Annotated in this window: 23 protein-coding genes; 12 read left to right on the forward strand and 11 right to left on the reverse strand. The window is 42.1% G+C overall.

Going from position 1 to position 24,118, the window contains the following annotated elements:
- Positions 1 to 17: 17 nt before the first annotated feature.
- The 4 genes from BM184_RS13450 to BM184_RS13470 all read right to left on the reverse strand — a co-directional run bounded on the left by BM184_RS13450 (position 18) and on the right by BM184_RS13470 (position 5,182).
- Positions 18 to 1,616, reverse strand: a complete 1,599-nt coding sequence (locus tag BM184_RS13450; RefSeq protein ID WP_093365123.1) for an IS1634 family transposase — start codon at positions 1,614 to 1,616, stop codon at positions 18 to 20.
- A gap of 130 nt (positions 1,617 to 1,746) precedes the next feature.
- Positions 1,747 to 3,123: a hypothetical protein gene (locus BM184_RS13455; RefSeq protein ID WP_177208677.1), complete on the reverse strand. Its 1,377-nt coding sequence runs from the start codon at positions 3,121 to 3,123 to the stop codon at positions 1,747 to 1,749.
- Between the two features lie 2 nt (positions 3,124 to 3,125).
- Positions 3,126 to 3,545, reverse strand: coding sequence for a tellurite resistance TerB family protein (locus BM184_RS13465; RefSeq protein ID WP_086941912.1), 420 nt, complete (start codon positions 3,543 to 3,545; stop codon positions 3,126 to 3,128).
- Positions 3,546 to 3,556: 11 nt separating this feature from the next.
- Positions 3,557 to 5,182 carry a hypothetical protein gene (locus BM184_RS13470; RefSeq protein WP_086941913.1) on the reverse strand — a complete coding sequence of 542 codons (1,626 nt, stop codon included), beginning with the start codon at positions 5,180 to 5,182 and terminating at the stop codon, positions 3,557 to 3,559.
- Between the two features lie 364 nt (positions 5,183 to 5,546).
- Between BM184_RS13470 and BM184_RS13475 the strand changes: the two genes are divergently transcribed.
- From BM184_RS13475 to BM184_RS13485, 3 genes are all read left to right on the forward strand, one after another.
- Positions 5,547 to 5,852, forward strand: coding sequence for a DUF960 family protein (locus BM184_RS13475; protein WP_086941914.1), 306 nt, complete (start codon positions 5,547 to 5,549; stop codon positions 5,850 to 5,852).
- A gap of 20 nt (positions 5,853 to 5,872) precedes the next feature.
- Entirely contained in the window at positions 5,873 to 6,373 is a 501-nt protein-coding gene (locus BM184_RS13480; protein WP_086941915.1) for a JAB domain-containing protein, read from the forward strand.
- A gap of 111 nt (positions 6,374 to 6,484) precedes the next feature.
- The gene (locus tag BM184_RS13485; RefSeq protein ID WP_086941916.1) at positions 6,485 to 6,772 is read left to right on the forward strand and encodes a hypothetical protein; all 288 of its coding nucleotides are present in this window, start codon (positions 6,485 to 6,487) and stop codon (positions 6,770 to 6,772) included.
- A gap of 232 nt (positions 6,773 to 7,004) precedes the next feature.
- On the opposite strand, the gene BM184_RS13490 is transcribed toward BM184_RS13485, so the two are convergent.
- Positions 7,005 to 7,565 (reverse strand): TetR/AcrR family transcriptional regulator, encoded by a 561-nt coding sequence (locus BM184_RS13490; protein WP_068560325.1) that lies wholly within the window; start codon positions 7,563 to 7,565, stop codon positions 7,005 to 7,007.
- Between the two features lie 185 nt (positions 7,566 to 7,750).
- Here BM184_RS13490 and BM184_RS13495 point away from each other — a divergent pair, with 185 nt between their 5' ends.
- From BM184_RS13495 to BM184_RS13505, 3 genes are read left to right on the forward strand one after another with little or no spacing between them, the layout of a single operon-like run.
- Positions 7,751 to 8,689, forward strand: coding sequence for an ABC transporter ATP-binding protein (locus BM184_RS13495; protein WP_068621758.1), 939 nt, complete (start codon positions 7,751 to 7,753; stop codon positions 8,687 to 8,689).
- On the forward strand, positions 8,676 to 9,569 hold the full coding sequence (locus tag BM184_RS13500; protein ID WP_068560331.1) for an ABC transporter ATP-binding protein: 894 nt from the start codon (positions 8,676 to 8,678) through the stop codon (positions 9,567 to 9,569). Before BM184_RS13495 ends, BM184_RS13500 begins: the two co-directional genes overlap by 14 nt.
- Position 9,570: 1 nt before the next feature.
- The gene (locus BM184_RS13505; RefSeq protein ID WP_086941917.1) at positions 9,571 to 11,082 is read left to right on the forward strand and encodes an ABC transporter permease; all 1,512 of its coding nucleotides are present in this window, start codon (positions 9,571 to 9,573) and stop codon (positions 11,080 to 11,082) included.
- Positions 11,083 to 11,679: 597 nt separating this feature from the next.
- Here BM184_RS13505 and BM184_RS13510 read toward each other — a convergent pair.
- Positions 11,680 to 12,276 (reverse strand): hypothetical protein, encoded by a 597-nt coding sequence (locus BM184_RS13510; RefSeq protein WP_086941918.1) that lies wholly within the window; start codon positions 12,274 to 12,276, stop codon positions 11,680 to 11,682.
- Between the two features lie 324 nt (positions 12,277 to 12,600).
- Here BM184_RS13510 and BM184_RS13515 point away from each other — a divergent pair, with 324 nt between their 5' ends.
- From BM184_RS13515 to BM184_RS13530, 4 genes are all read left to right on the forward strand, one after another.
- Positions 12,601 to 13,320 carry a DNA alkylation repair protein gene (locus tag BM184_RS13515; RefSeq protein ID WP_086941919.1) on the forward strand — a complete coding sequence of 240 codons (720 nt, stop codon included), beginning with the start codon at positions 12,601 to 12,603 and terminating at the stop codon, positions 13,318 to 13,320.
- Positions 13,321 to 13,626: 306 nt separating this feature from the next.
- Positions 13,627 to 14,103 (forward strand): NAD(+)--rifampin ADP-ribosyltransferase, encoded by a 477-nt coding sequence (gene arr, locus BM184_RS15640; protein WP_245830614.1) that lies wholly within the window; start codon positions 13,627 to 13,629, stop codon positions 14,101 to 14,103.
- 146 nt (positions 14,104 to 14,249) lie between these two features.
- The gene (ilvD, locus tag BM184_RS13525; protein WP_086941921.1) at positions 14,250 to 15,962 is read left to right on the forward strand and encodes a dihydroxy-acid dehydratase; all 1,713 of its coding nucleotides are present in this window, start codon (positions 14,250 to 14,252) and stop codon (positions 15,960 to 15,962) included.
- Between the two features lie 17 nt (positions 15,963 to 15,979).
- A complete protein-coding gene (locus tag BM184_RS13530) occupies positions 15,980 to 16,324 on the forward strand; it encodes a metal-sulfur cluster assembly factor (protein WP_245830556.1) in 345 nt (114 codons plus the stop codon).
- A gap of 94 nt (positions 16,325 to 16,418) precedes the next feature.
- On the opposite strand, the gene BM184_RS13535 is transcribed toward BM184_RS13530, so the two are convergent.
- Together BM184_RS13535 and fabV are read right to left on the reverse strand one after the other, a co-directional pair.
- Entirely contained in the window at positions 16,419 to 17,180 is a 762-nt protein-coding gene (locus BM184_RS13535) for an AIM24 family protein (protein ID WP_068560385.1), read from the reverse strand.
- Between the two features lie 255 nt (positions 17,181 to 17,435).
- A complete protein-coding gene (gene fabV, locus BM184_RS13540) occupies positions 17,436 to 18,632 on the reverse strand; it encodes an enoyl-ACP reductase FabV (protein ID WP_086941922.1) in 1,197 nt (398 codons plus the stop codon).
- Positions 18,633 to 19,274: 642 nt separating this feature from the next.
- Between fabV and BM184_RS13545 the strand changes: the two genes are divergently transcribed.
- Together BM184_RS13545 and BM184_RS13550 are read left to right on the forward strand one after the other, a co-directional pair.
- The gene (locus BM184_RS13545) at positions 19,275 to 19,583 is read left to right on the forward strand and encodes a hypothetical protein (RefSeq protein ID WP_143091147.1); all 309 of its coding nucleotides are present in this window, start codon (positions 19,275 to 19,277) and stop codon (positions 19,581 to 19,583) included.
- A 172-nt stretch (positions 19,584 to 19,755) separates the two neighbouring features.
- Positions 19,756 to 21,165: a S1C family serine protease gene (locus BM184_RS13550; RefSeq protein WP_086941924.1), complete on the forward strand. Its 1,410-nt coding sequence runs from the start codon at positions 19,756 to 19,758 to the stop codon at positions 21,163 to 21,165.
- Positions 21,166 to 21,412: 247 nt separating this feature from the next.
- Here the strand turns inward: BM184_RS13550 and rluF are convergent, their stop codons facing one another.
- The 3 genes from rluF to BM184_RS13565 all read right to left on the reverse strand — a co-directional run bounded on the left by rluF (position 21,413) and on the right by BM184_RS13565 (position 24,005).
- Positions 21,413 to 22,120 carry a 23S rRNA pseudouridine(2604) synthase RluF gene (gene rluF / locus BM184_RS13555; protein ID WP_086941925.1) on the reverse strand — a complete coding sequence of 236 codons (708 nt, stop codon included), beginning with the start codon at positions 22,118 to 22,120 and terminating at the stop codon, positions 21,413 to 21,415.
- 193 nt (positions 22,121 to 22,313) lie between these two features.
- Positions 22,314 to 23,054 (reverse strand): tRNA pseudouridine(38-40) synthase TruA, encoded by a 741-nt coding sequence (gene truA / locus BM184_RS13560; RefSeq protein ID WP_086942396.1) that lies wholly within the window; start codon positions 23,052 to 23,054, stop codon positions 22,314 to 22,316.
- Positions 23,055 to 23,648: 594 nt separating this feature from the next.
- Positions 23,649 to 24,005, reverse strand: a complete 357-nt coding sequence (locus tag BM184_RS13565) for a hypothetical protein (RefSeq protein WP_086941926.1) — start codon at positions 24,003 to 24,005, stop codon at positions 23,649 to 23,651.
- Between the last annotated feature and the right edge of the window lie 113 nt (positions 24,006 to 24,118).

Raw genomic sequence — 24,118 nt, forward strand, 5'->3', positions numbered from 1 at the left:
CCTAGATTCCCAAAAAATTATAACGTGGTCGGGGGCACAACACCTAAGGTGTTATATAATTGCGACTGCTTCTTCGTAACCTCACCCACTCGCAATGCACTGCCTGGATTTTCAAATGCTTCAATGATATCCAATTCGTCCAGTAATTCCTGCATCGTATAATTTTTATACAGCTCTTTTTCGGACATCTGCTTTTTGATGTACGATAAATAGATCAATGCAATAAACTGTACGAATAATTTTCCTTCAAGCGAACTTTCTGATGAAACGGCTGTGCGCCGTAAATTCAGCCGCTCTTTAAGATTTCCAAATGCTTTCTCAACGATGTCTTTGTTACGGTACAAATCTAAAGCGGCGATGGGATCCTTGATTTCATTGCTGATGAGGGCAAAGAATCCGTAGTCTTTTTCCGCTTGGGTAATGGCTTTTTGTTTGGGGGGTACCTTTGTCCCGCGTTTTGGCGTTGAAGTGATTTCGAAGTATTTAGCGTACTGCTTTTCGTGTTCCACTTTGCGGTTCCCGGAAACTAGTTCTGCTTCGAGCCGATCAAGAAGCGCATTGAAACGGTTCTCGTGCTCCAGTGCTTTTTCACCGCTAAAATAAAGATGCAGGTACATCCGCCGTTTCCCTTCAATCACATCGCCTTTGTACGGCCGTTTCTGTGAATACTCCCAGTCTATCGTTGCAGTATGGCTGTAAAGTTGGTAACTGGCATTGTAATTAGCGCGTGTGCGGATGTTATCTCGAACCTTGTTCAGTTCTTCCTGCACGTATTTAAGGGATACTTTTGTGGCCATCAAAAATTTCAAATGATTTTGGTACAAGGCATCGATATTTTCCTTGCTGTAAAACCCTCGGTCCATTACGAGTTTGACCTTGCTAAAACCAAGATTGCCTAAATCGGCAAGCAAGTGCTTCACTGTTTTGACGTCGCTTATATTGCCTGCTAACTTGCGGTAGTAAAACGGCAATCCAGATTCTTCACCAAACAACAAAGCAAGATTGATCTGCGCAAGCGGATCGTGGTCCTTGTTGATACCGTATTTGACTTGCTTAAGAGACTCTGAATAGGAGGAAACACTGGTAGTATCATAAGCCCAATATTCATTCTCCGTCCGTCGCTTAGCCTGCAGGCTGAAAAAACGATTTTTAGCTTCTTCCGTAACCGAGGCAAACAGATCGCTGCTTCTTTGCGAGGGAATACAGCTGCCGTAAGGATGGGAATGGGTGCGATCCCACTTTGGAAAACGAAGCATCGTATTGCGATCTTCCAAAATCAAGAAGTAGGCAATCGAGAGTATCTGCTTATAGTTTTCAGGAAAGCAAGCTTTTAGATCAGCTGTAACACCAAGCAGTTCACCGATTTTGTCAAACAGATAGGTCGCACCGTAGAAGCTTCGTTTCATGACGGTGGATGGTACCGGGCCTTGCTTTGCAGGTGTTAATGCCGGCGGCATAGCCAATCGCTTAGAGGGAACCAGGTTCCCAGCTTCGTCCAGTTTTCCGATGCAGACACGCTTGCTGCGCGACTGTTTCTTTTCTTTATCCCAATAGCTTGTTGATTCGTAAACATAGGTAGTGCCGTTCTTCTTGTTGGTTACATATACTAAACTCATAAAATCACGCCTTTCCACGTTATAATTATAACGTGGAAAGTGCGAGAATTCAATAGGGAAATCCAGAAAAACCCTTTTATATCAATGTTTTTAGCGTTCCTCGTTATAATTCACACGGGAATGAAGGATTTTAGGCTAACTTGGAATAAAAATTTTTGGAACTGTGAATAGCATCCTCTATAGGCTCTCTATTGATTGCTTGTTCATTATTCTTTTTAACCAACAGATCAGTAGTAGTTAAGGATTTAAGGATTTTAATTGACAGAATGCAAAGTTCCGTAGTTTTAGCTTCTTCAGGTGTGAAACTACGGAAATCAGTTTTAGTCTCAACTATACTTGAAAGATCGCTTAAAAGAATTCTATGTTGGGCGAGTAGTTGGTTGATTTCCCCATAAACTTGATGGGTGAGTGATTTGATATTGTTCATAAGAACTATACTTGTTTGGAATTTTTTAATTGCTTCGTCAGCTTTATGAGAGGTTTCATGAGCTTTTTCAAGATTTGAAATGCCTTTTGCAGCCAATAATAGACCGCCAACAGCCAATGCAGGTGCAGCAACCAAACCACCTAAAACTGTTGTACCACCTGCCATACCGAGTCCACCTGCAGCAAGAGATCCTCCACCTAATGAAGCTAATGTGGCGTTCGTGGCCGCAACTCCAGAGAGGGAACTAATGAGTGTGCCCGTGGAAGCTACTCCGCTGGCCATGGTACCTCCATAAGCCGCAAGACCCGTCAATGCACCTACTCCTATCGATCCTGCGCTGGTTTTTAGAAGATCTCCCGCTGTAATTGAGAGTGTTTGTATATTATCTAATTCGTCTTTTGATAAATGAATATTTTCTTCTGAATAGTTTCCCTCAAGCATTTTGCAGTTCTTTATTTTAGATACAACCGTATAAAATTCATCAAAGCCGTCCCACACTGAAATTTTTAACTTACCCAATTTTTTTAGAGCCTCATTACCGTATTTTTCTGCTTGATCTAGTCTTTCTTTTTTTTCATTGTATCGTGAATTGGCATCTTCAACAATTTCTTTTGCCTCAGATAGTTTCTTAACACCGGTCATTGTTGATAAGGCAGTGATAGCTCCTGCTGTAGACATTGTTCCTACTGCAGTTGCTCCTGCTCCTGTTACGGCTATAGTACTAGCTACAGAACTTATTCCGACAACACTAGTGGCAGAGGCTACTGCCGTTCCTACAGTTGCCATAGCCCCCCCGACTGCAGTCGCAGCTGCAGAGCCTGCAACAGTAGTTCCGGCAGCTGCGACAGCTGTCCCTACGGCAGAGCTTGCAACAGCAGTTCCAGCAGCAGTGACAGCCGTTCCTACGGCAGAGCCTGCAACAGCAGTTCCAGCAGCTGCGACAGCTGTCCCTACGGCAGAGCCTGCAATTGCAGTTCCAGCAGCAGCAGCAGCGGCCGCTGCTGCGGGTAATACGATTGGAGCTGCAACGATTGCTCCAACTACACATAAACCACCTGCTAAATATTTGCCAATTCCCATAATTACCCCTCCATTTCTAATAAATCGTCCCCGTTATTTTTCCAAACCATGCCAGCAATTACCCATTCCTCTATAGCAGTTAGAATAGAGGGAGAAATGCCAAGGTGGATTGCAGTTTCTTGTATGAAAATTCTTTCGTTTTCGGAGAACCCCCCGCTAACGTAGCTGAGTTGGATAGCTTCACGAAGGAAAAAAATTTTACTGGTCCTATCGGGAAATGACAGATCCGGCATTTCTTTTTTTTCCCAACAAGCGTTCAAGTCCAAAGTGGATTCATCGCTCAGAGCCAAGGAGCTGGCTGCATTTTGGAAGAAATACTTCTCACTTTCATCAATGTTACCGTCAGCCTTAGAAAGAAAAACAAGTCCAATCAGAAAACTACGTCGTGCTTCTTCAGATATTAAAATTTCATTGATTTCCATTTTTTCACTCCTTAAATTTCTAAAATAGTATCTTCATCTAGCATGAAACTCATGAATTCCTCACTGTCGTGAAATTGAAGGATGATATTATTGTTACTGCAGTAATTATATAGCGCGACTGTGTTAGATGATTTCAGTGCAGCATTGATATCATGTAATTCGCAGATTTTACTATGAAGCTGTTCAACGTCTATTTCGCACAATTTTGCGATGTAGCTATCGATTAGGCGGTTTGCTTCATCCATCTTGTTCAAAGCAGAGTCGAAGCAGTTTTCACGAGTTTTATCTATGAATGAAATCAAATCCTTTATTTTTTCAGAATGATCTATGTAGTAAATAAAGGAGACAGACAGCAATCCCGTAAGAAGAACACCGGCAAATGTCGAAATAACATCAACCAATATTGGGCCGATAACAGGTATAGCACTACCTATTCCTACTAGGGATTCTGACAAATGCTGCTCAACAAAGACCCCCAATACCGTGCTAGCACCTACTAATCCAACTTTTGAAGCAGCTATAATACGTTCACCAGTTGTTCGTCTTTCTTTATCAAAAAACAGTATTTTTACAGCCTCAGTTATGCTGACCATCGATTGGCGTATCAATCGGACAATGTTCTTTGCCGTAGAAGCAAACAAGTTAATGATGGTTGTGGTTATTGATGTGAAGATTCCTGACACAAAGCCACTCTTAATTGCTTCCAAAATGTCGCCTTTCTTTTCTTTTACTCGTTTAAATGCAGTTTTTACAATATCGCCAATGCGTAAAAAGAAGCGCTTCAATGAGAAATCATTCTTCATAGATTTTATCAACTCGGGCATTTCATCCATAACAACCATTGCGGCTTCAGTAAAAACTAGACCTAATGCTTGGCGAATTGCCATTAAGCTACCTTGCTTGAGGCTATCTTTAGCCATACTTTTAGAATAATGGTCAAGCTTGCGGCGAGCCACTGTTGCATCAATTTGCTTTCGGGCGTTTGCGTCGGCTGCATAAGCTTTTTCTGTATTGACATCATAGAATTCTGCATTTGACTTTGTTGGATCTTTTTTACTTTGTTTATTTGCCCATTCTTCCATAGTATATGAATTTTTTGACATATTAAGGCTAGCATTTGTGTAAAGAGTATTATTGTCACTGTTTATTGTTTTGGACATTTCATCCTCAGTGAAAAGTACACGCATAGCAGTGTTATCATGGTTTTCCTTAGCCGATACGATATGTTCAAGATGGGAGCTACCATCTTTTACAAGGTCCTTTCCAGTATATCCATCAGTTAATTTTTCCATGTTTTGGAAATCTTTTTTGCGTCTGTTGTTCATGTATGTTGCGGTCGCATAGTCATTGCGGTTATATGCTCGCTCGCCACGTTTCTCAAATGTATTATCTGAGTAGATGTGATTTTCTGCATTGTGCATTGTCTGCACGTTACCTCCATCGTGATCTACAAAGAGAATGCGATCGAGACCGAATGCGGTTACTAAGGAATTGATAATTACACCCCGATACTGATGAAATAAGCCATCAAAATTACCATTTTCAAATGATCCATCAAAATCAGGTAATACTTGAACTGTTGAATTTTCCCCATTCTGAAAAGTGCATAGAGTGGAGCACATCATGTTATTTTCCATCACTTCACTGCCTCCGTTACACTGATAAAATATTTCTGACTTTTAATCAGTCAATCATTGCTAATATTGGTACGATACATGAGAAAAACAGGGGTCTATCATTCGCTTCAAATAAGTGATTCATTACGTACAATAATAAAATAAACTGTTTAAAATTATTATACGCTTACATTTTATAAATCACAATTATAATAATTAGATTTAGATTAAATAAAGTGGTTGTATCAACTTTGAAGAAACAATCCCAATTTGAAATATATATCATATCCATGAATCATCAGAAAATAGGAAGGCCAAGATCTCAAATGTGGATTTTGGTCTTTTTCTTTTTACCTAAAAATAACGAGTGAAAGAAGGATGGAATATGTTTCAATCAAAAAATAACCGCTATGTCACCAGAAGTGTAGATAATACCGTACCAATCGAAACGCAGTTCTTTCTGTGGTCCCTGATCGACGATCAAGTGCAGAATGGGAATGCAGTGGACTATTTCCAAAAGTTCGAGTTGAAGGCTACGGAAATGGGTCAAGAGATTCTCCATAGCCAAGAGGTGCCTCAGTGGAGCCAAGTAACAGTAATGGCGGTTCCTAGCGAATGCTGCATCACCGAAACCATCTGGGTGATCGATAGCGATGATTACCAAACAATGCTCTTTCCGGAAGAATACTAATCAGAAAAGGGGAAATCAAAATGAAAAACGACTACACTAACCAAACGAAACAGCATACCGTTGAAGAACTAGCCCTTACAGCAGCCAAACGTGTGGATGTTGTGAAAATACAGATGGTGAAAGACAAATCTTTGCTGTACAAGTACCGTGCCATCAGTTGCCCGAACGATGGCTACCAGTTGATGCGCCAGTTTTTGGGGGATGTCGATCGTGAATACCTGATTGTGCTGTGTCTGAATACCAAAAATGAGCCTACGAACATCAATTGCTGTCACATCGGTAGCATCAACTCATCCATTGCGCATCCACGCGAAATATTTAAGACTGCTATACTTTCCAATTCAGCCCGCATCATGGTAGGTCACACGCACCCAAGCGGGAACCCTGAACCATCTGAAGCGGATCTTGTGATGACAGCAAGATTGACTGAAGCAGGTGAAATCTTGGGAATCGATGTGCTGGACCACATTATATTAGGCGATGATGATTTCGTTTCACTTAAAACGGGCGGATACATGTAAAAAGTGGTCGGGGATAAAAATTCCGATAGATACAATCTGGTTTTTTTAAAGACACTGTGTGCCGTTTTGGGGTCCAGCGTGTCTGATGGCAAGGAAAAAGGAGGATAACAAATGGACAAATTACAGTATGTAATGGATCTGATGCACAGGGATTTCGGTTGTTCCAAAAACAGTGCTGACTACGCTACTGAAAGCATTTTGCTGTTCAGAAATGAGCTGGATAGGAATCTTTTGCCGGATTTTTTCGATGAAATCAATCTAGAAAAGGAAGTTCTTGTACATTACTACGCCGTCGACGAATATATTGTGTACATCATTACTGACGCAACTAACAGCGAATGGAAGCTGCTGGGTGTACTCAAAGACAATAAACTTACTTTTCATAAAGCGTTTGTTTAAAGGAGGAGAAGACGATGGGCTTTCCGCTTTTTTTTACCTTCCAATTAACCTACGGAACTAAGACGCTAATCCTGTAAGAAAGGGTTAGCATCTTAGTTTTTTAAGCTTATCGCGTTCGTAACTTAAGAAATTTGCTATTCCTTACGGGTCTGTCATAGTCTTTTAGAATAGTTACAAAATGAGGAATAATCTGCAGTGGGAACAAGCCATTTACGCAAAATTGTTAATGCTGTCAACGAAGTCTATCCAGTGTTTGCGTATAGAGTTCAATAACTTCTTTACGACTAATTTGACTTTTCTTATCTTTGTACCAAAAAACAGATTGAATCGTGATGCCCATAATAATCTGTCCTTTATAACTTAGTTGCAGAGGCAGTTCCTTGTCAGTGTCCTCTTTTTTTACGTAATTGTTTAACATACTCTTTCCGTATTCCCGTACACTTTCAAGTTCAAAGATGCTGTTCCCATTCGTTTGAATACTGAAAATGAGGTGTAAGAGATTGTCGAATTGATCCAAAAGCTGCTCGAAAACAACAATGAAAAAATCAACACCTTCATCGTTTGACTTTTGAATGGCAAAATCAAATATTTTATTCATCTTGTGTTTAATGAAAAAAGTTATGAAGTCATATTTATCCAAGAAATGCTTGTAGAAAGTGGGGCGACGAATCATGGCAGCATCACATATTTCGGTTACGGATATACTCTCAAATTCTTTTTCTAGTAGTAAGCGTTCAAATGCTTCAACTAGGGCTTTATACGTCTTTTGAACCCTTAAATCTAATTGCTCCATCCTGGGTTTCCTCCTTAAGGAAAACTATCAATTATCAAAAGAATGTAAGTTAAGTATCAAATACCAATTATATGTATCTTGTTCTGCTTTTCGATATTAGTATAATAGAAATTGTAACAAATGTAAATAAAGAAACGAATGTAATTTATCTTACATAAGCAAATTAAAAGAAAGGCAGTGACACTATGTCAGTTATCGAAGTAAGACACGTAACCAAAGATTATGGGCATGGACGGGGAATATTCGATGTTTCCTTTGAGATAGCAGAAGGAGAAGTCTTTGGCTTTCTTGGGCCTAACGGTGCCGGGAAGACCACTACTATCCGCCACTTGATGGGATTTTCCAAGCCTCAAGAAGGGGAACTATATATCAATGGTAAAGACTGTTGGAAATCAGCAGCTATCATTAAACATGATGTTGGGTACTTACCTGGAGAGTTGGCCTTTCCGAAGGGGATGACCGGAGAGGGCTTTATCCAATTCATGGCTGAAGAAAGACAAATCAGCGATATGTCCCGAACAGATTATCTGAAGGAAATGTTTGAATTGGATTCAGCAATGGAAATTGAAGCAATGAGTCTTGGCTCTAAACGAAAGCTGGCATTGGTGACAGCCTTCATGCATAATCCCAAGGTATTAATTCTGGATGAGCCAACCTCAGGATTGGACCCGGTCATGCAAGAACGTTTCATCCAATTTATTTTGGAAGAAAAAAAAGAAGGAAAGACCATTCTGCTCTCTAGCCACATCTTCAGTGAAGTGGATGCAACGTGTGACCGGATTGCCATAATCAAGGATGGAGTGGTTGTCTCAACTATTGAAGCAGCCAAACTTAAACATAATACAAACAAAACTTTTAAAATAGAGTTTGCGACAAAAAAAGATTACCAACAGTTCCTGGCCCGAACGAAATTTAAAATTCCGGTCGAACGGCCCGATCAGAATCAAGTTAAGTTAAATCTGACAGATGAGACGATGCAACGGTTGTTTACCGAACTAAGTGAAGTAAGTATTCGTTTTATCTCAGAAATTAAATTTACACTGGAAGATTACTTTATGGACTTCTATGATCGTAAGAAATCTATAGCAGCCGGAGAGGAGAACCTAGAACATGGCGTACATTGAAATTAAGCATCTGACAAAGGACTATGGAAAGAAACGCGGTATTTTCGATATGTCATTAGAAGTTGAAAAAGGTGAGATATATGGCTTTGTTGGTGTAAACGGTGCAGGCAAGACCACGACGATCCGACACATGATGGGCTTTTTAACACCGGATGAAGGAACGGTCACCATTAATGGGCTTGATGCGAACAAAAGTAGTGCAGAGGTAAAGCGCTATGTATCGTATATACCTGGTGAAATTAATTTTCCAGGTAATTCGACCGGAGAGGATTTTATCAAAAATCAGATTTATTTATCAGGTCGAGGTGATTGGGAATATGCAGAGAATGTTATTGACCAGCTCCAATTAGACGCGAAAGCGAATGTCCGAGCCATGAGCAAAGGAATGAAGCAGAAAACCGCTATCGTCTCAGCTTTTGCCTCTGATGCCGATATTTTGATAATGGACGAGCCAACGACAGGACTGGATCCTTTGATGCGGGATATCTTTATCGAGCTATTGAAAGAGGAAAAAGCCAAAGGGAAAACCATTTTTATGTCCAGTCATATTTTCCAAGAAGTGGAAGAGGTCTGTGACCGCGTCGCAATCATTCGTGATGGGATGATCATTGATGTGATTGATATGAAGGACATCCGCTATAACAAGATGAAAACTTATAAAATGGAGTTTAAATCGATTGAAGATTTCGAGCACTTCCGCAGTCTCGGTTATGACCTACATCGGGTTAAGGTGGACGACCTGCAATTAAACATCATGATTCATGATCAAGATATTAATCGTTTGATCCAAGATTTAAAGAATTTTAACTTAGTGTATTTCAAGGAAATTAAAGTCACATTCGAAGATTATGTCACGCAAGTGTTCAAGGGGGAAAAATAACATGTTCTCAAAACCAATTTTTAAGCAAAGTATTCAAGCCAATTGGAAGCTCTGGGTTATTATTACTTTCGTTGCAGCGATGATCCTATCGGCCTTTACGGTAACTTTTGATGCAGAAGGCTTTGCGGCAATCGCATCTGCTGCTGAAGGGACAAGATTTTCTAATATCTTATCAACGATGACAAGCTTATTGGGAAGTCTGGAAAACTTCTATAAACTGATTGCCGTTATCCTGGGAATTGTCTACGTCGTGTTCACCGCAAACAACCTGGTGGTTAATGAAGTGGATTCTGGCTCAATGGCCTATACCTTATCCACTCCGATTAAACGGTCCAGTGTTATTTTTACTAAATCGATCTTTTTGGTCCTTTCCATTGTTTTGATGTATGGAATCATTGGATCCACCGGTCTGGTTGCAGCCCAACTTAAGTATCAAAACGTCACCGGCTATACCATTACCGATGATGTGCGGGCAGCCGCTGAGGCATTGAATCAAGACGAGGGCTATATATCCGAGCGTATGTATCTAATTTTGGAAAACGATCATGCCATGCGGGAAGCAGCTGCAGTCAGAAATATGGATACCGAAGCCTATACGATCTATCTTGAGAGTGTCATCAATGACCGCTCCTATGAGGAAGCCGCAGCAGTCATCACCGATGAACGCTGGGATATCTACAAAGATGATGAAGACATGGAAGACGAAGATATTGAAATCACTGCGGAGGAATTGGCCGCCGACCCCACCATGCTTCTGTTAAGTAACGATGCCCTTGTTACTGGCGCAAAAGTAACAGGCTTGTCAGTGAATGAATACCAACAATTTATCAATAATGAAATGGTTTCACTTGAACAGGAAACTGAAGTCGCCGTTAAAGAGGAAAAAACACCAAATGAAGAGGGTACAGAAGCGACTGCACAACCGGCTACACAACCGACTGTCATGGTATCCGAAGATAATGCCGATATCTTAATGCAATTAGTGATTGAGTCTTCAGCGAAAGCTTTGAATATGGAGACTGATCAAGTTGCGGATAAGATTGCCTTGATTAAAGATCCAGTGGCACTAGAAGCGGCGATGCTAGCAACGGATTTAACCGAGCAACAAATCATTACAATGGCTAATAATGGCATGGTCAGCTCTGCCAAAGCGGTCGATGAAGCGTTGGAATTTGATGCTGAAGCGTATATTTGGTTAAGTGTCGGACTTTTGTTGTTGATATTGGCTCTTAGTTCGATTTCCTTTTTTGCATCAACGCTATTCAACCGTACAGGTTTAGCTTTAGCTATTGGTGGCGGAATTCCATTTACATTCTTTATTATTACCATGGTACAACAATTGATGGATACATCAGAAAATCTCGAGTATCTGACTATAACGACTCTATTTGATACTGAAGCAATTCTAACAGGTGGAGATTTTGGTTGGGGATTGGTGGCTTTAGGAGGCATTACCTTCGTCTTGTATGCAGCCTCTAATGTCATTTTTACCAAGAAGGATTTGCCACTATAGAAAGACTGGTCATGTACATAATTATGAAAATAAAATCAAGTTATTAAGTATGAGATTAAATGAATGCAGAGATATTTTGAGTATTCAGAGCATTATTCGTGAAGTGGTTCGGGGCTGCCTTTTGGAGCACGCCTGCGAAGCAAACATTCGTATATATCAGAGAGGCTGGGACGTTTGTCCCAGCCTCTTGGCTATTTAATGATTGTTATCCCAGTCATCGATTTATAGCAGTAGTCATAAAAAATACAAATTTCGGTAAAGTTTTGAGCAACAGATCATTTTTGTATTGGTATGAACTATTCAGGGATAAATAGATAGTTTTAAATATATTTTGCTAATATAGAAACAATAAAAAAGAGTGCTTTTATGATAATTGGTCAACTACTTGTCAGCATATCATAAATGAGGTCATTTTTTTGAGGAGAATGGCGCTGTAAAGGCATTACAGATCTAGGTACAGAAAGGGCTTGAAAAAGAGAATAGAACCGAAAAAAGCGGAAAGCCCATAGTGACGGGATTTCCGCTTTATTTTTGCCTTTAGGATTATATAAGGCAAAAACAATTATAATAATAAGTTATTAAGAAGTTTTTAGAAAATCACTTCTCTGGTTCAAAAGTATGATAATAAATGTTAATTGGAACATCTTGACGATACCACTTTTCTATAACATACTCTTCATTACCAGAAACTGTTACTTTTTCTACTTCCCCATCCTTTGTTATGATACCAAATTTGAGGTCTTCAATAGGGGTTAATGTAATATTAGAAAAACCCGCATCTTCAAATTGTTGAGCTACGATTGAGAAATTCACTGATTCAAACTGTCTTGAACTTCCAGGAACTTGAATTTGTGGAGTACTCTCAGCATCCATACCAATAACTAAACCAAATAATAATAAAATGAATAGGGTAAGAAATCCAAGCACGCCCCAACGATTTGAACGAGGAATTTTATTAGATAAGAGGCGATTTGCAAGAATACCTGATCCAAATGCCACACCATATTTTGCGTAACGAGTGCGTTTGCTTTCCTTCTTCTTCACTTCAACTTCAGCTTGCCTAATTACTTCTCCTAAATTATTTTCTAATACATCAGAAAGAATGTTAATAGTTACGTTATCATAAGAAAGCTGTAAGTCATTCAGACCGTTACCAATAGCTTCTTCTATGGAATTTCCATTATATACAGGCATAAGTTTCTCCTCCATTACTATGATTAACATTTCAACAATTAATCATTTGAAAGCAAGAAATTAGAAAAGTTATTAAGCATAACCCAAATTGTCAGAGTTAAAGAACCACTAATCACAAAAATACTATTATTATAAATTATATCATGGTTTAAATAGTCAGACGATATAAGTTCACATCACTTGTATATATTTTTTTTAGGCTAAAAAAATCAAAACCACAACATGTTGATTGAATCCGCTGTTATTGAGATAATGAAGCGAAATGAACTTACTTTAACGTACCGAGAAATAAGAATGGGTAAAAGTTTGAGAGGGTGGTGGGCTATGTCTAACATAATCGAACAGGTAAGGCAGGAACTAATCAACAATTCAGACGAAACGACAAAGGAAAGCGGCAAAAGATTTTTTAAAGAAGAAGTAAGGTTCTATGGCGTAAAAACGATGACAGTCTCGAGAATTTCCAAGGAGGCATTTAAAAGCATTAAGAAGCTTTCCAAAAAAGAAATATTTGATCTGTGTGAACAACTGTGGCTTTCCGGAATGATGGAGGAATCTTTTATTGCCTGCAATTGGGCCTATGCCATCAACAAACAATACACTGAAGATGATTTTCTTTTGTTCGAAAGATGGGTAAATGAATATGTTACCAATTGGGCATCTTGTGACACTTTTTGTAACCACACTATCGGAACATTCTTGGAAATGTATCCATTGTACATAGAAAAATTAAAAGATTGGACGAAATCCCAAAATAGATGGGTTAGGCGGGCGTCAGCCGTATCGCTTATAATTCCAGCCAGAAAAGGTCTGTTCAAAGACGATATTTTTGAAATTGCCGACAGATTATTGTTGGATAAGGACGATTTAGTGCAAAAAGGGTATGGCTGGATGCTGAAGTCTTTATGCACCAAGTATGAAGATGACGTATACCAGTATGTGTTAAGCAAGAGGGACATCATGCCCAGAACGGCATTAAGGTATGCGATAGAAAAAATGCCGCCGCCAAGGAAACTTGAGGCAATGAAAAGAGAGAAGAAAAAGTGAGTATACGGTTCAATAATTGAGAGGTGGAATAAGATGCATAATCAATTCGATCCCAATAACAAGATCATTCAACTGCTTCTTCAGGGGATGGGCATGGAAGATAGCGGCAACCCTGAAGCGGCAGGCCTGCTGTTTCTTAAAGCCTGGAGTGAAGCGACAGACGATTTTGAAAAATTTGTCGCAGCCTATTATGTGGCCCGGCATCAAAAAATTGTATCAGAAAAATTAATATGGTTCGAAACCTCTTTGCGGTTTGCGCTAGAAGTGAATGATATTGCGGTAAAGAGTGCGTTCCCATCTTTGTATATGAACATCGCGAAATGCTATGAGGCGTTATCCGATCCGGACAAAGCAAAAAAGAATATTGAATTGTCACATTCGTATAAGGGTACGCCTTCTGACCCAGGCCCCTTCTTTCATGGGACAAGAGCAGATCTGCAGGTCGGTGAGCTGCTGACAGCAAAAGAGGAATCGAATTACAAACCTGGACTTAAAATGAACCACATTTATTTTACGGCCTTGATTAGTGGGGCGGGACTTGCGGCCGCATTGGCAAAAGGCGATGGTCCTGAGCGGGTTTATATTGTAGAGCCGACCGGGGAATTTGAGAACGACCCAAATGTCACGGATAAGAAATTCCCCGGAAATCTGACGCGATCCTACCGCTCGCAAGTACCTTTAAAAATTGTTGGCGAAGCAACTGATTGGTTGCAACAGACGCCTGAGGAACTTCGTCGGTGGCGTGAAAAGTTGGCGAATAATCAAGGCGAAATTATCAACTGAGGATTCAACTTTTACCCCGGAAATATTGACAATTTTCCGTCCTATCCTAAAGTACGGAGGGACCCTGATAGTCTTTTGTGGACAGAAATGTTAAAATTCGATTAATAGTAAGTGTTTGCGGATGAGAATACGGGAGGGGTTTGGGAATGGATAACGAGAAGAACAAAAAAGATTTACGCATCAACAGTTTCGTCTATGATGGGGTTGTGAAATCACCGAACCGTGCGATGCTGCGCGCGACAGGCATGCATGACGAAGACTTCAAAAAGCCGATGGTCGGAGTGATAAGCACTTGGGCTGAGAACACGCCTTGCAATATCCACTTGAATGATCTAGCTGCAATCGCAAAAAACGGCATCAAGAAGCAGCACGGATGGCCAGTCCAGTTTACGACAGTGACCGTTTCCGATGGCATCGCCATGGGTACGCCGGGGATGAATTATTCGTTGCCTTCGCGCGATCTGATTGCCGATTCGATAGAAATTGCGGTAGGTGGCCAAAATCTGGATGCCTTCATCAGCATCGGCGGCTGCGACAAGAACATGCCGGGCTCTGTCATCGCGATGGCCAATGCGAACATACCCTCCATTTTTGTATATGGGGGCACGATTGCGCCGGGCCAAGATGAGGATGGCAATGACATCGATCTCGTATCAGTATTTGAAGCCATCGGAAAGTGGAACAACGGCGAAATGACGGAAGAAGAAGTACGGGCGATCGAATGCAACGCCTGTCCCGGACCTGGGGCTTGCGGCGGGATGTATACGGCCAACACGATGGCATCGGCAATCGAAACGATGGGGCTGAGCTTGCCAGGATCATCGTCGAACCCTGCAGCAACGGGTGATAAATTGAAGGATGTTTTCGAGGCCGGCGAAGCCATCATCGGCTTGATCGAAAAAAATATCCGTCCGCGCGACATCATCACCCGCAAATCGCTGGAAAATGCCGTGGTGATCACGATGGCCTTGGGCGGATCGACGAACGCCATCCTGCATCTATTGGCGATCGCCCATGCCGCTGAGGTCGACTTCGCGATCGAGGACTTCAATGAAATCCAAAAACGGGTACCGCATTTGGCCGACCTTAAACCTTCAGGAAAATATGTGTTCCAAGACCTCTACAACGTCGGCGGTGTGCCCGCCGTTCAAAAATACTTGCTTGACAACGGCTTGCTGCACGGCGACTGCTTGACCGTGACCGGCAAGACGCTGGCGGAAAATCTGGAAAATGTGGCTCCTTTGGCAGAAGGCCAGGACGTGATCATGCCGCTTGAGAATCCGAAACGCAAAGATGGCCCGCTGATTGTGCTGAAAGGCAATCTAGCCCCGGATGGCGCTGTCGTAAAAGTTTCCGGACTGAAGCAACGACGCCATGAAGGACCTGCGAAGGTTTTCAACACCGAAGAAGCGGCGATCGAAGCGACACTGAACGGGGAAATCGTGGATGGCGACGTCGTGGTTGTCCGCTTTGTCGGGCCGAAAGGTGGGCCGGGTATGCCGGAAATGCTGTCCTTATCAAGCATCATTTCCGGAAAAGGCATCAAAGTATGTCTGATCACAGATGGCCGTTTTTCCGGCGGTTCCCACGGGTTCGTGGTCGGACATATCGCACCGGAGGCACAAGACGGCGGACCGATCGCCTTATTGGCAACGAATGATACGATCATCATTGACCAGGATACGCGTGAGTTGACGATGCAAGTATCCGATGAAGAGTTGGCCAAGCGACGCGAAAAACTGGTGTTGCCGCCTTTGAAATCGCGCGGTGTCCTGGGCAAATACGCACACATCGTGTCATCCGCATCGAAAGGTGCCGTAACCGACTTCTTCAACCGCAACCCATTTGAGGAAAAATAAAGGAGGCGTGCTTCATAGTGGAAAAAGCCATCACGTATACTGGTCAAGCGGATCAGCACAAGGAAGAACTGGAAGAAAAACTAATGAACGTCATCGATACGGAAATCGGCCTCGATATCGTCAATCTCGGATTGATTTACGGCATCGATTTGGATGACGACGGGATTTGCACGGTCCGATTGACGTTTACGGGGGCCGGCTGTTCTTGCTCGGAGCATATTTTGAAGGGGGTCCATGAGCAGCTGGATCCGTTGGGTTTCATCAATGCCGTCAAAATCAAGATTGTGTGGAGTCCGGCTTGGGTGTTGGATCGCATCACCCGCTATGGCCGCATTTCGCTTGGAATCAATCCGGGCAGATAAGAAAAAGGATCGGAACAAAGTGTTTTTGATACACTTTGTTCCGATCCTTTTTTGAATGGACGTAAGCACTGCTGGATTGGCAAGCGAACTTCTATTAGCGAAGAACGGGCGCCATCAAAACTTTGCCTGTTCCACGATAGACATTGACCAAACCTTCGCCGGATGCGGCTGAACCCAGAAGCGTCTGGCCTGATCTTGATACTGTAAATTCCAGGCTGCCGGACCAAGCGATCGCCATATTCCCATCAATCTTCAATTCATCATTTTCCAACTCTATTTCTATCAGTTCTTCTCTTGGTACGTACGATTCAAGTGCGACAATCCCGCCGCCAGAAAGACCTAGGTTAAAAAGACCTTCTCCGCCCATCGCAGCAGAAGAGAGGTTGGACTTCATGACTGCTTTGTGGTTCAATTCCGAATCGCAAGCCAAAAATAATCCGTCTTCGATTACAATTGAGCCATTCCAGTCATCGACATCAATCAGCAAAATATGCTTATAGGTCGGTTCCAATACCAGTTTTCCGGTTCCGGTGTATTCAGGCTTAATTGCGGATTCATTCGTGACTTTCCCTCGAAGCGCTTTTCCCAAAAAATCGCCCACGCCTTTAAGCCCGGTTGTAGCACTGACATTCCCGACCATCCACTGCATGGCTCCTGATTGAACGGTGATGTCGGAAAGGCTGACATCGCAGACCAGCTGTCTTCTTCTGACGTTCATTTCAGAAGCATAGTAGGCAGCTTGAGCTGTCAGGTGATCGACACTCAAATCTTTCAAGTATTCCACGACCTTAAATGCGCCCATCTCTTCGACAATTTTCACATCATTGTTATCTTCGAAATTTTTTATTCTGAACATATCCATTTTCCTTCTTTCTTTTGCAGAGGCAATAGCTGTGTCTGGTCAATAAAGGCTTATTCAAATTTGGTGTATCATTGTCTATCATTATAACACTATTTTGATTATCGACCAATATTTAGATGGAAACGGTAACCGGATGGAAGAAGAACGCTTGTGTTGTCAGCCGTAGAAGGAGAAAAGTCCTGACTCTCAGAGCTAGGACTTGTCATTCATCGGTGCGGATAAAAGGTGAATTGGTGTCACCGGAACGATTTAATATTCCAAAGCTTTCAATTCTTCGATCGTAACGTCTTGCTCGACATAGTTATCAACCATGAATCCACTTAAAACTGAAAACTCTTTGTAAAGAAGATCATACGCCGCCATGTCGGTATTGAAATTCTCTTTGTTCAATTGCTCGATCAGTGCCTTTGTTTTAGCTTGCGTGTCGCTGTCAAGTTCCCAGCTATCCGGTCTCAGGCGGCCAGCTTCATCATACTCAGCCTTGGTACCATAAACCATATCGCGATAAATGCGGTCGATATGCATGATCGGTGTTTCGTGGGTGCCTTTTTCCGTCATGACTTTGTAAAGACCGATGCAATAAACAGGGAAGAACGGAATGACTGAGCTTGCTTTGGTGGTAACGGCAGTTGCCACCACAATCTGGGCTTTACCGTTGATGTCAGCCAACAACGCATTGATGGTCTTCGCCTTCTCATCACAATCTGCTTTGGCAAGACCAAGGGTACCGCCACCGTAGTAAGGACGGTTCAGCTCTGTTCCCAAATAAGAATAATTGGTCGTCAGAACCCCGTCAGCCAATACATCTGCTTCCTTCAACGCTTCCATCCATAGCTGCCAGTCTTCGCCACCCATGACTTTTAGGGTACCGGCGATTTCTTCCTCTGTTGCAGGTTCCAGCGTTTCGATGTAGAAATCCTGATTTTGCATATTGATGTTCGGACCGACCACGGGCTCCCCAAGGGCTTTGATTGCGGAAGTGTACGTCTCTCCAGTATCGGGATCTGTCCTTCTGCCGCTTGCCAGACTATAAACAACCAGGTCTACTTTGCCCCCGAACTCGTTCTTGATATATTCGATGACTTCTTGCTTACTTTCGTGGCTGAAGGCGTCCTGCACAAAATTCTTGGCGATCAGGCCTTCTTTTTCGGCAGCCTCACGGAAAGCGATATTGTTGTACCAGCCGGCTGTGCCGAGATTCCGTTCATTTTTCGGTCCTTTTTCGAAAGAAACGCCGATCGTATCCGCTCCCGCACCAAAAGCCAGGCTGATTCGGGTGGCTAAACCGTAGCTTGATGACGCACCAATGATCAATACCTTTTTCGGACCTGCAAAAGTTCCTTTGTTTTTTACATAGTCGATTTCATTCAATACTTCCTGCTTGCATCCAAGCGGGTTTACACCAAGGGCTACATTTCCCCGTATATTTTGTTTAAATTCCAACATGTTTGATTTTCCTCCATTAAAATGTCATAAGAATATAATACCAGAAAATGCTTCTCAAGAATAATTATCTGCAGAAATTTCGGGGATAAGTTAGCCACCTTTGTTTACCAGTCATTCAGTTGATGGGCTCAACTGGAATTTAGTTTTTCAAATAACATAATAAAAAAACTGGATTTCTATGGGGTTCATTTTTGTACATTCGAGAAGCAGAGGTGTACAATTAACGTGTGATATATTGAACAAATTGAGAGTCTGAAAATAAACTAAACAGCAGAAATCCATTTTGTGAAAGTAGCTCAGATTATAGGAGAGCTGCGCAAAAACGGAAATGATATACGGGAAATAGCATTCGAAAATTTCATGACGGGGGTGAAAAAACGATCCAAACAACGAATGTTAACAGAAATTCATCAAAGCGAGGTGAAGAACAGTTTAGTTTGATTGAGCCACTGTATCCTTGCGGTATTTAAAATGAATCAGGGTACAATGATACACTAACGTTTAAATATTTAAGGTAATGATTCTTTTTTTTGAAGGAAAACTCAAGCGCGCTATTCAATAGTGAGGAATCAGAGTTCTCCACACGATTTAATGAAGCGCCTATTATATATTGATTTAGAAATTTGATAGGGGGCGATCAAATTGATGGACAGAAAGTTGATTGAAGAAACAATAAAAGTCGTAAGAGAGAATCCGGATGCACAAGATGCCGAAATACAAAAGAAAGTGGAAGATATAGTGGGATATACAGGTATACCTTTTGTTTATAAATATTCTATCGTTATCCTAGGCATTTTGGCTTTAACTGCTGCATTTGCGGGGGTAATAGTACTCATTATAGACCCAACTGGGGCGAGCAAGATTCCTGAAGCGCTAGTTTCTATTGGGTCAGCATCAGTAGGTGCCCTAGTCGGAATCTTTGCACGCACTCCTAACAATGACGGGAAATAATGGTTAAGAAGCTTAATACCATAGTCAATGTCTTTTCAAAGGTTTCCACCAAAACGAGATAAAACCTGAAACGGGCAAATTCAAGCGGTTCGTTCTTGAGAAACACTCGAGCTGCAAGAGCATCCTACGCTACTTTACAAGCTTTGGAAGATGAGGAAAGAGGATATCGAAAATGAAAAAGAGGCTACTTATTACTGTACCGGCTATCGTTATTCTTATCGCGTCCATCGTCGCAAGCATTTTCCTGATTAACATAAAGCCGGACACATCTCAAGTCAGCACCGCAAAAAAAGTGGCGGATTACACCGATCCAGCCATTGTATATATATACAATGGCGTAAGTGTTGAATGGACATATTACGGAACCGGTGATTCTTATTACGATGATCTGCTTTACAATTTCTTTCAAGGGATTGGTACTGTGGATCAGTTTGGCGCTCAAGGATCCGGCTTTGTCATAAATGAAAATGGCTATATCGTCACAAACGCTCATGTTGTTGAATATTCCAAATTGGATGATCAAGACTTAGCGGATATGTCTTTAGCCTACTATGCCGACCAGTTCAGTTCTTATCTGACCTCCATTGGCATTGAAGAAACTTACGACAACGCCTATGATTTCCTGTGGAGCTACATGGGATGGCTCAACGTTGATAGGAGTCTTATAGTGGTCCTTCCAGGCAGCGAGATTGCCGATGTCCAACAGATAGATAGCAAAATCATGTTCAACGGCGAAATCAAGAGTTATGGCGCACCTACAGGGGAAGGCAAAGATGTCGCCATAGTCAAGATTGAAGCGGATAATCTTCCGACTTTGAGCCTTGCGAATTCGGATGAAGTTCAGCTTCAAGATAGCGTATGGGCGTTCGGTTTCCCGGCTGCTGCGGAATCGAGTGCGCTTTCTCCGGACGCCGCTTTGGTTGTTTCTGTGACTTCCGGTAATATTTCGGCTGTGGACAAACGCTCGACGCAAGGCGCAGCTATTCTCCAAATGGATGCAGCCATCACCCATGGCAGCAGCGGCGGGCCCATCGTCAAAGCGGATGGTGAAGTTATCGGGATATCCACATTCGGGGGTGACACCGTCAACGGTCAGGAAGTTCAAGGATTCAACTTCATTGTTCCTTCAAACACCATAAAGGAATTCGTTTCCCAATCTGGGGGTTCCAATGAGGAAGGAGCAGTAGACAAACTCTACAAAGAGGGTCTCAATTTGTATTGGGGCGGATATTATAAAGATGCACTGTCGAAATTTGAGGCGGTCCAGAGGCTTTTCCCTGAACATTCTGAAATCGACAAGCTCATAGAAAATTCACAGAAGAAAAGCTCCGAGAGCAAGACACTATGGTCAAACTACAAGACTGCCTTCATAAGCTATGATGCTGTGGCAGCAGTGGCTATTGGACTTCTTTTGTTGTTCACCTTCAAAGGCAAAAAACCATCCAAGAAAAAAGGCGGTATCGCTGAAACAGAACCAGCTCGGGAAAAGGGGATCACTTCCCCAGTTTCATCCAAAGATGATGACAGCAACTCCGAGAGTGAAGCGAGCAGTAAATCGAATGATGACTATATTGGGGAGTAGCAACTGTTAGCTGAATAAAACACAATTATGAATTTGAATCATGCATTTCTGGTAATGAAGGTATTCTGCCCAATAGCTGGCAAAAAGTAACTATGGAAATACAATCGATTTCAAATATCAATTATGTCGATGAACCCTCGGACAAAAAAGAAGGCCAAGATTCCCTAAACGGATTCTGGCCTTTCTTTTTGCGGAATATGGAAATAACTGAGGAAGTTGTGGCAGAGGCTACTCTAATCCTCTGTTTTCACCATTCCTTAGGCTCGTAGTTTAACTCTTGGAATAACTGCGCCTTTTCCTTCTTGGACAGGTAGCGCCATTGTCCCACTGGAAGATTGTCCAACTGGATATTCATGATGCGGATTCTTTGCAATCGGTAGACGTTGTATCCCAATTCCTCGCACATGCGGCGGATTTGACGGTTGAGTCCTTGGGTCAGGATGATTTTAAAATCATATTTTGATAGTTGCTCTACTTTGCAAGGCAGGGTGACCGTATCCAATATTTTGACCCCTTCTGACATCTGCTTCAGGAATTCAGGCGTGATTGGGCGGTCCACGGAAACGACATATTCCTTCTCATGCTGGTTCTCGGAACGCAGAATTTCATTGACGATATCGCCGTCATTCGTGAGTAGGATCAAGCCCTCAGAATCTTTATCGAGGCGCCCGATATGGAAAACACGGAAGGGATGGTTGACCAAATCGACAATATTCCCTTTGACGCCTTTTTCGGTCGTGCTCGTGATGCCGACCGGTTTGTTCAAGGCAATGTAGACGTTGTTGCGGGCTACGAAAAGCTGGTTGCCGTTTACGCGGACATCGTCCCCCGGCTCCACTTGGCTGCCGATCGTTGCCCGCTTTCCGTTGATCGTTACGCGCCCCTCGGTAATCAGTTTGTCGGCGCCTCGTCGGGAGGCTGTACCTGCTTCACTTATAAATTTATTGATACGCATGTGGACACTTCCTTAATCCAAATTTTATTTTATCACTTATTAAATATTTCACAAGACAAAGCAGAAGAGCAGTGTTTTATGGGTTGCACGGCAAGTTGAGCGAGCAGCTTTTGTGGCAATCAATGAAAAATAGCCGAATACTTGCGAAAAACCGCAGCGTATTCGTCTATTTTTTTAGAATTTGTGCCTACTGTCAATCGTAATAAACTTCATCCAGGAACAGCCCGTGTGAAGGAACGGTCATCCCAGCCTCGCTGCGGATTCCGCTCTTGAAGATGGCGTCAATGTATTCCGGTTCCATCGTCCCGGCTCCGATTTCCAGGATCGTCCCCATCATGATCCGCACCATGTTGTAGAGGAAGCCTTCCCCTGTGAACGAAAAGTGCAGCAGATTGCCTTCCTGCTGGATTGTGATGTCATTGATGGTCCGGAACGTCGATTTTTTCGATTTCTTGAGTGAAGAGAACCCGAGGAAATCATGCTTCCCGACAAGCTTTTGGCAAGCCTCGTTCATTCTGTCGACATCAAGCTGGCCAGGGTAATGGTAGCTGTAATGGCGCTCAAATGCGGAAGGCACGACATTATTCCAGACATGGTAGCTGTATGTCTTTCCGGCTGCGTGATAGCGGGCATGGAACCTTTCCGGAACTTCTTCCAGCTCTTTGACGACAATGTCGCGCGGTAGATAACGGATCAGGTGGTCCCGCATCGCCAACAAATCCATATCGGATGTCGTTTTGAAATTGGCAACTTGTCCCCTTGCGTGCGTGCCGGCATCGGTCCGGCCTGAGCCGATGATTTCGATCTCTGTTCCTGTCATTGCCGACAGGATGTTCTCTATTTTGCCTTGAATGGTTTTGTCCGAATCCCCGAGCCTTTGCCAGCCTAGGTATCTGCCGCCATCATACTCGATCGTCATTTTTATGTTTCTCATTTTATCTCCCTTAAACATCGGATTCTGGGCATCGTTACATGCCTTGTACTCCTGTATTATACCGAATTTCATTCCGATTTGGCGGTTTTTCGTGGAATCTTTATATTTTTCAATCAGATCCAATAGGCAAGATTTTTTAATCAGTCCAATATTTTGTTCCGTATTATTAATGTTTTTACTGTTAATGACAGAACTAGTTTAAACTAAAATCATTGACAGTCGCCTTTTTCATTGAATCAATTTTTTGTTGCTGTATGAATTCAAAATATAAGAAAAAAGGAGGTAGGCAAGGAGAAAACGTACATTTTTCAATAGGATGGTACTATCTTCTCCGACTACGCTTTACGTAAAAACGGAGGTCTCCTTACCGAAACGGAATATAATCTGAGCGATACAGGAGACCTGCTGCCTCAGATCACAGAGTAAGGTGAGCCTTCGATGTAATCTTCAATATACAATCTGGAATTGGATTGTGATAATCACCTTCTATTCGGCAGCCTAAATTCTGTTTGAAATTTTCTGAGAATCCAGTAAGAAAACCTTGTAAAAGAAAAGCAAGCAACCTGCGAAAAGGCATCGCACGTTGCTTGCTTTTCATTCTGATTTACGTTTCTGCGCAAAAATTTCTCCAAGAGAAATACCTAAAGTTACCCAAACACCAATGTTTCCTAAACCTATACCCGAAGCGGATTTCCCGCCTAAAGCGGTCAGCAAGAGCATTACGAAGAACAAATAGATTATTGACAGTATCTGCCCATTTATATTGTCTGTATTTTTGGGACGGCGGAATCGTTTTGATAGAATATATAAAAGGTACAAACTTAAGATGATCCATAAATTTAACTTTATGGGAATTAAATTAAATAGGAACGAATCAGGAAAATAGTCATTAATCATCAAAAGTGTTAAAGAAAAATAAAAAATGAAATCAATGCATTTCCAAAAATTCATAATATATTACCTCCTATCACCTCCCAAATAAGGGTTCCGATGCTTTCCAACATTTTACACTCCTCCTACTTCCTATTTGTTTACATATTTAGTGTAAACTAGTTATACTGTTA

Source organism: Trichococcus pasteurii, from assembly GCF_900112935.1.
GTDB classification, from domain to species: domain Bacteria; phylum Bacillota; class Bacilli; order Lactobacillales; family Aerococcaceae; genus Trichococcus; species Trichococcus pasteurii.

Bases quoted from the DNA above. Each gene is read 5' to 3' on its own strand.
- BM184_RS13450 (WP_093365123.1), bottom strand. From the start codon at position 1,616: ATGAGTTTAGTATATGTAACCAACAAGAAGAACGGCACTACCTATGTT.
- BM184_RS13455 (WP_177208677.1), bottom strand. From the start codon at position 3,123: ATGGGAATTGGCAAATATTTAGCAGGTGGTTTATGTGTAGTTGGAGCA.
- BM184_RS13465 (WP_086941912.1), bottom strand. From the start codon at position 3,545: ATGGAAATCAATGAAATTTTAATATCTGAAGAAGCACGACGTAGTTTT.
- BM184_RS13470 (WP_086941913.1), bottom strand. From the start codon at position 5,182: ATGGAAAATAACATGATGTGCTCCACTCTATGCACTTTTCAGAATGGG.
- BM184_RS13475 (WP_086941914.1), top strand. From the start codon at position 5,547: ATGTTTCAATCAAAAAATAACCGCTATGTCACCAGAAGTGTAGATAAT.
- BM184_RS13480 (WP_086941915.1), top strand. From the start codon at position 5,873: ATGAAAAACGACTACACTAACCAAACGAAACAGCATACCGTTGAAGAA.
- BM184_RS13485 (WP_086941916.1), top strand. From the start codon at position 6,485: ATGGACAAATTACAGTATGTAATGGATCTGATGCACAGGGATTTCGGT.
- BM184_RS13490 (WP_068560325.1), bottom strand. From the start codon at position 7,565: ATGGAGCAATTAGATTTAAGGGTTCAAAAGACGTATAAAGCCCTAGTT.
- BM184_RS13495 (WP_068621758.1), top strand. From the start codon at position 7,751: ATGTCAGTTATCGAAGTAAGACACGTAACCAAAGATTATGGGCATGGA.
- BM184_RS13500 (WP_068560331.1), top strand. From the start codon at position 8,676: ATGGCGTACATTGAAATTAAGCATCTGACAAAGGACTATGGAAAGAAA.
- BM184_RS13505 (WP_086941917.1), top strand. From the start codon at position 9,571: ATGTTCTCAAAACCAATTTTTAAGCAAAGTATTCAAGCCAATTGGAAG.
- BM184_RS13510 (WP_086941918.1), bottom strand. From the start codon at position 12,276: ATGCCTGTATATAATGGAAATTCCATAGAAGAAGCTATTGGTAACGGT.
- BM184_RS13515 (WP_086941919.1), top strand. From the start codon at position 12,601: ATGTCTAACATAATCGAACAGGTAAGGCAGGAACTAATCAACAATTCA.
- arr (WP_245830614.1), top strand. From the start codon at position 13,627: ATGAACATCGCGAAATGCTATGAGGCGTTATCCGATCCGGACAAAGCA.
- ilvD (WP_086941921.1), top strand. From the start codon at position 14,250: ATGGATAACGAGAAGAACAAAAAAGATTTACGCATCAACAGTTTCGTC.
- BM184_RS13535 (WP_068560385.1), bottom strand. From the start codon at position 17,180: ATGTTCAGAATAAAAAATTTCGAAGATAACAATGATGTGAAAATTGTC.
- fabV (WP_086941922.1), bottom strand. From the start codon at position 18,632: ATGTTGGAATTTAAACAAAATATACGGGGAAATGTAGCCCTTGGTGTA.
- BM184_RS13550 (WP_086941924.1), top strand. From the start codon at position 19,756: ATGAAAAAGAGGCTACTTATTACTGTACCGGCTATCGTTATTCTTATC.
- rluF (WP_086941925.1), bottom strand. From the start codon at position 22,120: ATGCGTATCAATAAATTTATAAGTGAAGCAGGTACAGCCTCCCGACGA.
- truA (WP_086942396.1), bottom strand. From the start codon at position 23,054: ATGAGAAACATAAAAATGACGATCGAGTATGATGGCGGCAGATACCTA.
- BM184_RS13565 (WP_086941926.1), bottom strand. From the start codon at position 24,005: ATGAATTTTTGGAAATGCATTGATTTCATTTTTTATTTTTCTTTAACA.